Source organism: Adlercreutzia sp. CNCM I-6215, assembly GCF_977072315.1.
On the sequence record NZ_CDRVMA010000003.1, the window covers coordinates 277,547 to 285,283 of the forward strand.

The following is a 7,737-nucleotide window of genomic DNA, read 5'->3' on the forward strand; positions in this document are numbered from 1 at the left end:
TATCATAGCGAATGAGAAACCAAAGCCTCGCTCGACGAGGCTGCCCTGAGCAAGCAACCGGTGCCTCAAGGCACCGAAGACGGGAGAAATCATGAGGAAACGTACCATCGCGCGGGTTTTGGCTGTGGCCCTTGGCGCGGCTTTGGCCCTCGGCGCTCTTGCCGGTTGCCAGTCGCCGGCCACTGGAGCCACCGACCAGCAGCAGGCCAATCGCACCTACATGACCAAGGTCAACCAGGCGGTGGAGGAGCTGAATACGCGCCTCGGCGAATTCGACGAGGCGGTGGCTCAGGAGAGCGTCGTCAATATGCGCAACAAGGCCAACAGCGCCTTCGAGGCCATTGACGCTCTGGCGGCCATCGATACGCCGGACGCCATGAAAGATCTGCAGACGAACTACGTCGACGGCTGCAACAAGCTGAAGGATGCCCTGAACAGCTACATCGATTTGTACACGGAGATCAGCAGCGCAACCGAGGAGGCGCCCTTCGACTTCAGCGCCTACGACGGGCGCGTGAAGGAAATCCAAGACGCCTACAACGAGGGCATCGACAAACTGAAGGCCGCCGACGAAGAGGCTTTGAAGCTGAATGAAGACTAGTCTGTTCCGCTTGCCCTAACGGGTCAAGCGGAATGAGCCGACGCTGCGGGCCCGACAGGCACCTGCCTCTGCGCTTCAAAGCTTGCCGTCGCGTACGAAGTACGCTCAGCCGCTTTTCAGCACAGATGCAGGCACCTTTCGGGCCCTCGCTGACTTCCTTGGGCGAACCTATGATGAGGAGATAAAGAGTGAGAAACGTAGAATTGTTGGCGCCGGCCGGCAATATGGCGGCGCTGCATGCGGCGGTGGCTGGTGGGGCCGATGCGGTGTATCTGGGGCTTGAGACCTTCAATGCGCGGCGCGGGGCCGACAACTTCACCCTGGAGACGCTGCGGGAGGCCTGCGACTTCGCGCATCTGCGCGGGGTTTCCGTCTACGTCACCATGAACACCATCATCCTGCCCGACGAGGTAGGGGAGGCCTTGGAATGCGTGCGCCAGGCTTACCGCGCCGGAGCCGACGGCTTCATCGTACAGGACATCGGCCTGGCTGCGGAGATCTCCCGCACGCTCCCCGAAGCGTCGCTGCACCTTTCCACGCAGATGAACACCCACAACCTCGCCGGCGTGCGCGCGGCGGCCCGCTTAGGGGCCGAGCGCATTACGCTCGCCCGTGAGGTGTCGCTGGACGAGATCGCCCTTCTGTGCGCGGCGGCGGCCGAAGAGGGGATGGAAGTGGAGGTGTTCGCCCACGGCGCATTGTGCGTGTGCTACTCGGGCCAGTGCTTCATGTCCTCCATGATCGGCGGCCGCTCGGCCAACCGGGGGATGTGCGCCCAAGCGTGTCGGCTTCCCTACGAGCTGCAGAACAAGGCTCTGCAGAAGAGCCTTCCCTCGCCGGGCGATCACTTGCTTTCGCCTCGGGATCTGTGCACGGTGGATCGCGTGGACGACCTCGTGGCCGCCGGCGTGGCGTCGCTTAAAATCGAGGGCCGCATGAAGTCGCCCGAGTACGTCTTCGCCGTGACCTCCGTCTACCGTAAAGCTCTCGATGCTGCTTTGACGAAGGAGAACGCCGCCATTGCCGATGCCGATCGCGACCGCCTCACCGATGCCTTCTCCCGCGGTTTCACCACGGCCTATCTGGACGGCAAGCGCGGCAACGATATCATGAGTTACCAGCGTCCCAACAACCGCGGCCTGTTCCTCGGCCGCGTCGACGAGGTGCGCGATGGCGCCGCCTATTTGAAGAGCGCCCATGCCCTGGCAGAAGGCGACGTCCTGGAGTTCTGGACGCGCAAGGGCAACGGCACGCTGACGCTGGGGCCGGTGCGCACCGACAAGAAGGGCCGCTACCATTTGCCGCTGGAAGGCAAAACGCGCACGGTGAAGGCCGGCGACCGCGTTTTCCGCGTCCGCAGTGCCGAGGCCGCCTTCGAAGACGACGCCCGTGAGCCCCGCGTGCCCCTCGTCGGCACCGCCACCCTCCACATCGGCGAGCCACTTCGCATGGAATTCCGCCCCGCAACCATTGCTGACCTGCGTGATGCCGGCTTCGCCCCGGAAGACCTAACGGTTGACCCCGCAGGGGGCGACCTTGGTCGCCCCTCCTCAAGCGCGATCGATTTTCGTTCCGAGGATCTCTCCGGCGCTGCCCGCACCACTCTCGCCGTTGCCCGTCGCCTGCAAGCGGCCTTCCCCGATGGGGTTTCCGGTGGCGCCGACGGCGCGCCCGTAGAGGCGGCTCGCACCCGGGTCGTCTCCTTCGACGACGTCGCCGCCCACATCGATCGCTTGGGCAACATGCCTTACCAGCTGGTGAACCTCACCATCGACATGGACGACGGCGTCGGCATCGGCTTCTCGGCTCTGCACGGCGTGCGCGCGGCGGCTCTGGACGCCCTCACCGAGGCGCTTACCGCCGAGGGCCACGGCCGCACGCTGCCCCGCACCACCCCGCGCGAGCCGCTGCCTGCGGCGCACCCCGCCGGCTGCCGCGTGGCCGTCACCGTCGCAAATCCGGCTTGCGCCCGCGCCGCTAAGCGCGCCGGTGCCCATCTCATCTACGTGCCGGCTCTGAACTACCGGCGCGGCGAGGCGGTTATCGCCGGCCAGAAGAACGCCGCAGCCGAGCAGGCCGGCTACCCCAAGGGCTGCATTCCCATCATGCCCGTGGCCGATCACGAGGCCGTCGGCGGCGCGCGCGAGGCCGTCGTCGATGTCGACGTGTGGAAGTATGCTGCCGAGGGCAAGCCGCTTTTGGCCGAGAGCCTCGGCGCTATGGAGCGGGCTTCCGAAGAGGGGGCGCTGCTCGACGTTGGCCCCCACGTGCCCATCACCAACGGGCTCTCCCTGGCCGTCGCCAGCGAGTTCGGCGCCAATCGCGTGTGGCTCTCGCCGGAGCTCACCCTGCGCCAAATTGAAGCGGTAGCCAAAGATGCCCCGGTGGAACTGGGCGTGCTGCTCATCGGCGCCCAGGAGCTCATGGTCACCGAGCACTGTATGCTCATGAGCCAGGGCCCGTGCGACGAGAACTGCGCCGTCTGCCCTCGCCGCAAGAGCCCGCACGCTCTGTTGGATCGCAAGGGCTACGAGTTCCCGGTCGTCACCGATGCGATGGGCCGCAGCCATCTCTACAACGCCGTGGAGACGGACATCGCCCCGGCGATGCCCGACCTGCTTGCGGCCGGCATCTCCTCGTACATGGTGGACGCCACGCTCATGAACGCCGAGGAGACGGCCCACGCGGTCGGTCGCGCCATCCGCGCTTTGCACGTGGCCCAAAACGACGGCAACGCCATCGCCAAGATGCCCAACACCACAAGCGGCCACCTCTACCGCGGCGTTTCCTAAGGGGCAATTGCATGCCGTGGGAGCTTCCCTTCGGCAAATACCTCCTCGAGTGCGGTATTACTTCGGCGCTGCGGTGCCGTCCAAGCGCCGCTGCGTCGCCCAGGGCTCATTTGATCCGGCGCTGCGCCGTCGTCCAAGTGTTCTGGTGCCTCCTGGGGCATGTCTTGGCCAAAAAAAGCGCACAAGCTGGCAGCTCGGGCGCTCTTTTTGGCCATTATGCTGCTTGCTGGGAAATCCCGCTGTATCTGTCCAGAGTTTTCCCAGGTCAGATGATTGATGACACTTCGTGTCACAGCGGCGTTGCGTTGCAGCAGCAGTCAACGGCCTCTTTTTGGCCAGAAAAGCCACCCATGGCTTCGGCGGGTACAGCTAGCGACTCATTTTTGGCCATCGTGTCCCGATGTCCTGGCGGAAGATGCAGCGAAACATTATGCGCGGCAGCATAATGTTTCGCTGCATAATGTTTCAACTCTTTGGCGGCCGTGATCGCGGACAACTTCCTCCAGTTCTGGTTCCCGTTCGTCCAGCCGGGTCTGAGCTACCTGGAATCGGGTCATGGGGAGTTGGTGCTCGACCGCCTGAAGAAGAGCTTCATCGACCGCCACGTCGCCTATGTGTACGAGGACGTGTGCCGCGCGGAGCTCTGGGATCTTTCGGCGCAGGGGGTTGTGCCGGTGTTTCTGAAAAAGGTGGGCCGTTGGTGGGATGCTCGAGACGGGGAGATCGATATCGTGGGGCTTTCGGAGGTCGACAACGCCATTGTGCTCGGCGAGTGCAAATTCAAGAACAGCCCCCTTGGCGTCGACGTGCTAACCGATTTAGAAGAGAAGAGCCGTCGCGTGAAATGGGGCGACCCCGATCGCCAGGAGTATTTCGTGCTCTTCAGCATAAGCGGATTCAGTGACGCGCTGCACCAAGTCGCAGATCAGCGTAGTAACGTGATTCTCACAGAGTGAACGCTGTCCTTGCGCAAATCGAAAGGCGCCCCGGTAGATGCCGGGGCGCAATGGGGAGGGCTTTGTGCGCTGTGCCTAAATTCCGGCAGCCATATTTTTGCCCGCGACGTAACCGTAGTACATTGCCAAAGAGTGAGACATGCCGCTCATAGTGGGAATATAGTTAACGGAGAATCTCTCGCCCTGAGCGTTGCCGGCAACGTAGAGGCCGGGAATGACTTCGTCGTTCTCGTTGAAAACATGACACTCTTCGTCGCCTACGAGTCCCATGAGGGTGGCAAGATTAACGTTCATGCCGCCCTGGAATGCGTAGAAGGGGCCGTTCTCGATGGGGAACATACGATTTGCCGGCTTGCCGAAGTCGAGGTCTTTGCCATTGCGGGCAAGCTCGTTATAGCGCTCGATGGACGCTTTGGCTGCCGCTATATCGGTGAGGTTTTCGAGTTTCGAAAGGAGCTCGTCGATGGTTTCCCCTTTGATGATGCTGAAGGGCCCTTCTGCCTGGCAGGCTTGTTCGATGGCGTCTCGCGTAACGTAGGGGTGTACATCGTTGATGAGCAGGTTTTCCGGCGTCGGTGTGTCTACCACATAATTTGTTGATGCGAAACGGGGCTGGAATGCCTGAAGTTGCTCGGGCCATTTCGCGTCGAATATTGTGTAGAAGGCCTTGCCGGGAATGCGCTCGGCGGCGCTCTGGAATTGGAGTGCGCTGATATCCTCATTGGTGAAGCGCTTGCCCGTCAGGGTCAGACTGAGATAAGGAGCAGCGCCGATGGTCGACATGGCTCCCATGTAATGTACCATAGGAGCGGCTTTCTGCTGAAGTCTTCCGCCAGCCCAGACGCCCATCTTCTGGCAATCGCCTGTGTTGGTGAAATTGCCTTCCGCATCCATGTCCGACCACATGTTCTGAATGCCGTTCAATACCAGATCGGGCGCGTAGTAGGCATTCATCTCGGGATTGTTGGAAATGTCGCCACCTGCAAGCAAAACGCCATTGTTCGCCATGGTTTTCTTGTAGGCTCCGGTTTCCGCATTGCGAACGAATACGCCTGTAACCCTGTCGCCTTCTTTGATGAGCTTCTCGGCGAAATGGCCGGTGTAGCAGACAGCGCCCGCCTCCTCCGCCCTTTGCCAGTTTGCTGCGAGGACGGGCTGCTGGGAAGGATTGAACGATACGCTGCTCTGGAACTCCTTGACGCGCTCCTTCGAAAGATCGAAGCCTTCAGGGAGCGGATAATGGCGAACCCAAATGGAGCAATCGTTTTCAGATTCAACGGCGGGCAGCGGATCGGTCGATCTTTCGCTGATGAACAAATCGGGCTTAGCGGCAATAAACCAATCGAACACCTCACCGTTGTTGTGCGCCCATTTGCTGAGCAGGGCGCGATTCGGATAGTACTGGCATTCCGTCATGACCGCCTCAACGACTTCATCGGGATCGACGTAGTTGGCCTGTCCAACGCCGCGCTCCCAACGCTTGTTGGTCTCGCCTCCGATGACGGCCCATTGGCCGCTGCGACAGACAGCTGTGTGGTCGGCTTTCTCGACAACGATGACTGACGCGCCTTCTTCGGCTGCAGCGCGTGCAGCGCAAGTGCCGGCTGTGCCGCAGCCCACGATGACCACATCGGCCGTCAGCTCCTCTTCGATGTTGGTGGGATCGGCGGGTTCGGACGGAAGCCATGTGAGTTCGCCATTCGCCTGAGCATCGCCAATGTGCAGAGGCTTTCCGGTCTCAGCGAGGGTATCGTCCCCGTCGCCTTGATCCTCGGATGCGCTTCCATTGGGCTGTGGCGCGCATCCTCCGAGGAGGCCTGCGCTCATTCCCGATACGGCGAGGGCTCCCAATCCGGCGCCCTTGAGAAAACCGCGCCTCGAAAGCTGCTCCTGTTTCATGTCTCTCCTCCTTTGTTGTGTTGCGACCCGCAGAGGCGGGGTGCGCTTAAAAGCCATCGCGGCTTTGCGCACCGAGTATTATGGGAGAGGTTGGTTGGGAGCGCGATGCCCATAATTGGTAATTTTCGTGCCAAGATGAATAAACGTTTTGGGTAATCTTTGCAAAATGCCTGATCGGCCTCCTACCAATTGAATACGAATTGCAAGATAATACAAGCTATGAACGCAATGCCACAAGCTGACTCAAATCCGGTCTATGCAAAGAACCTCATGATTCTCAGTGCAGTAGTTGCTGGGAAGGCGGTCTTGTCAGTTGCGATTTTTACCATTGTTCGCGACATTATGGTCACTGACATTATTGCTTCCTGCATATTAGTGGCCGCTATCACTCTGCTCGTTCGCGGCGGCGTGCTCCGTTCTTCCAGAGAAATGGAGATAGGCGATTCTTCTCACCCGCTGGAAGACGTCGTTTCGGCTCTTAAAGCCATGGCTGTTCCTCTTGCAGGCTGCTTGGTGTGCCAATGCTCTTTGGGGATAGGCTGGGCGGCGATGCTATTTGGTCGCCTTAGCGTAGTCCTCCAAACGCCCGAGAGCTTTTACTGTGTTATCGTGGGTGCTCTGCTTTGCGCACTTTGCTTGGTTGCTGCTCGCGGTCATATCAAGAACATTGTAAATTTTCGTTATTACGCCATTCTTTCGTGCCTGCTGCTTTTGGTTGTGCCCTGGGTTGGCGCCGATCTGTCTGGAGAGGCCCAGGTGATAAGCACGGCGACTCCTTGGGGTTTTTCCGAGTCGCTTTTATCGGTGATAGTCATTGTCAATCTGGTCGGTGTTGGTCGGCGGACTTTCTACGTGACGGGACTCATCGTTATTGCTCTCAACGTGCTGGCTTGGTTTGCTTCTGGTGCGTGTCTCGTGCTGTTCGGTGACGAGGTTGCAAATGTCCTCTGGCGTTCTAGCCTCATTGTGCTGATAGCCCTTAGTGCCCTTGAAATACTGCGCGATTATCGGCTTTTGGAGAAGCGGCTTGATGAAACTTCCTCTCGGAAGGTTACTGACGAGCAGCTTGTTGGTTACCGACTGACGAATCGCGAAAAAGAGGTCCTCCTTTTTCTTGTGCAAGGAAGGCGCGCTGCGTGGATTGCCCAAAAACTTTATAAAATCCTCCTTTGCAGAATGTGGGTAGCGCATCCGCCGCCGCGCGCGTTGCCCTATAATCGCAGGCAACAGAACATCCATCCGCGAGACCGCCCGGATGGACGGCGATGCTCTTGCGATGTGGAAGTCCTCGGCGTCGCCGTCCCTCCGGGCAGCGAGGACTTCCACCATGAGCGGAGAAGAGAAGCGGCGGCGCCCGGCGCCGTCGGCCACGCCGTGGGACGGCGCCGGCGACGGCGAGCTGTCCCCGGCCGAGAGGATCGTCAGGGACTGCCACCGCGACATGTACCGCTACCGCCACGCGGGCGCCGGCCTGGTCGGCGAGGCCGAT

5 protein-coding genes are annotated in these 7,737 nt (G+C 60.6%); 4 read left to right on the top strand and 1 reads right to left on the bottom strand.

The window, feature by feature from the left end; translation table 11 throughout:
- The first annotated feature begins 91 nt into the window (after positions 1-91).
- From ACW4LP_RS04100 to ACW4LP_RS04110, 3 genes are all read left to right on the top strand, one after another.
- The gene (locus tag ACW4LP_RS04100; protein ID WP_147270606.1) at positions 92-601 is read left to right on the top strand and encodes a bacterioferritin-associated ferredoxin; all 510 of its coding nucleotides are present in this window, start codon (positions 92-94) and stop codon (positions 599-601) included.
- Between the two features lie 224 nt (positions 602-825).
- Positions 826-3,393: a DUF3656 domain-containing U32 family peptidase gene (locus tag ACW4LP_RS04105; RefSeq protein WP_455803485.1), complete on the top strand. Its 2,568-nt coding sequence runs from the start codon at positions 826-828 to the stop codon at positions 3,391-3,393.
- 482 nt (positions 3,394-3,875) lie between these two features.
- Positions 3,876-4,349 (top strand): DUF234 domain-containing protein, encoded by a 474-nt coding sequence (locus tag ACW4LP_RS04110; protein ID WP_455803486.1) that lies wholly within the window; start codon positions 3,876-3,878, stop codon positions 4,347-4,349.
- Positions 4,350-4,424: 75 nt separating this feature from the next.
- Here the strand turns inward: ACW4LP_RS04110 and ACW4LP_RS04115 are convergent, their stop codons facing one another.
- The gene (locus ACW4LP_RS04115; protein ID WP_455803483.1) at positions 4,425-6,248 is read right to left on the bottom strand and encodes an FAD-dependent oxidoreductase; all 1,824 of its coding nucleotides are present in this window, start codon (positions 6,246-6,248) and stop codon (positions 4,425-4,427) included.
- A gap of 270 nt (positions 6,249-6,518) precedes the next feature.
- On the opposite strand from ACW4LP_RS04115, the gene ACW4LP_RS04120 reads away from it, so the two are divergent.
- Positions 6,519-7,737: hypothetical protein (locus ACW4LP_RS04120; protein ID WP_455803484.1), on the top strand; the 1,219-nt coding region annotated here is incomplete at its 3' end.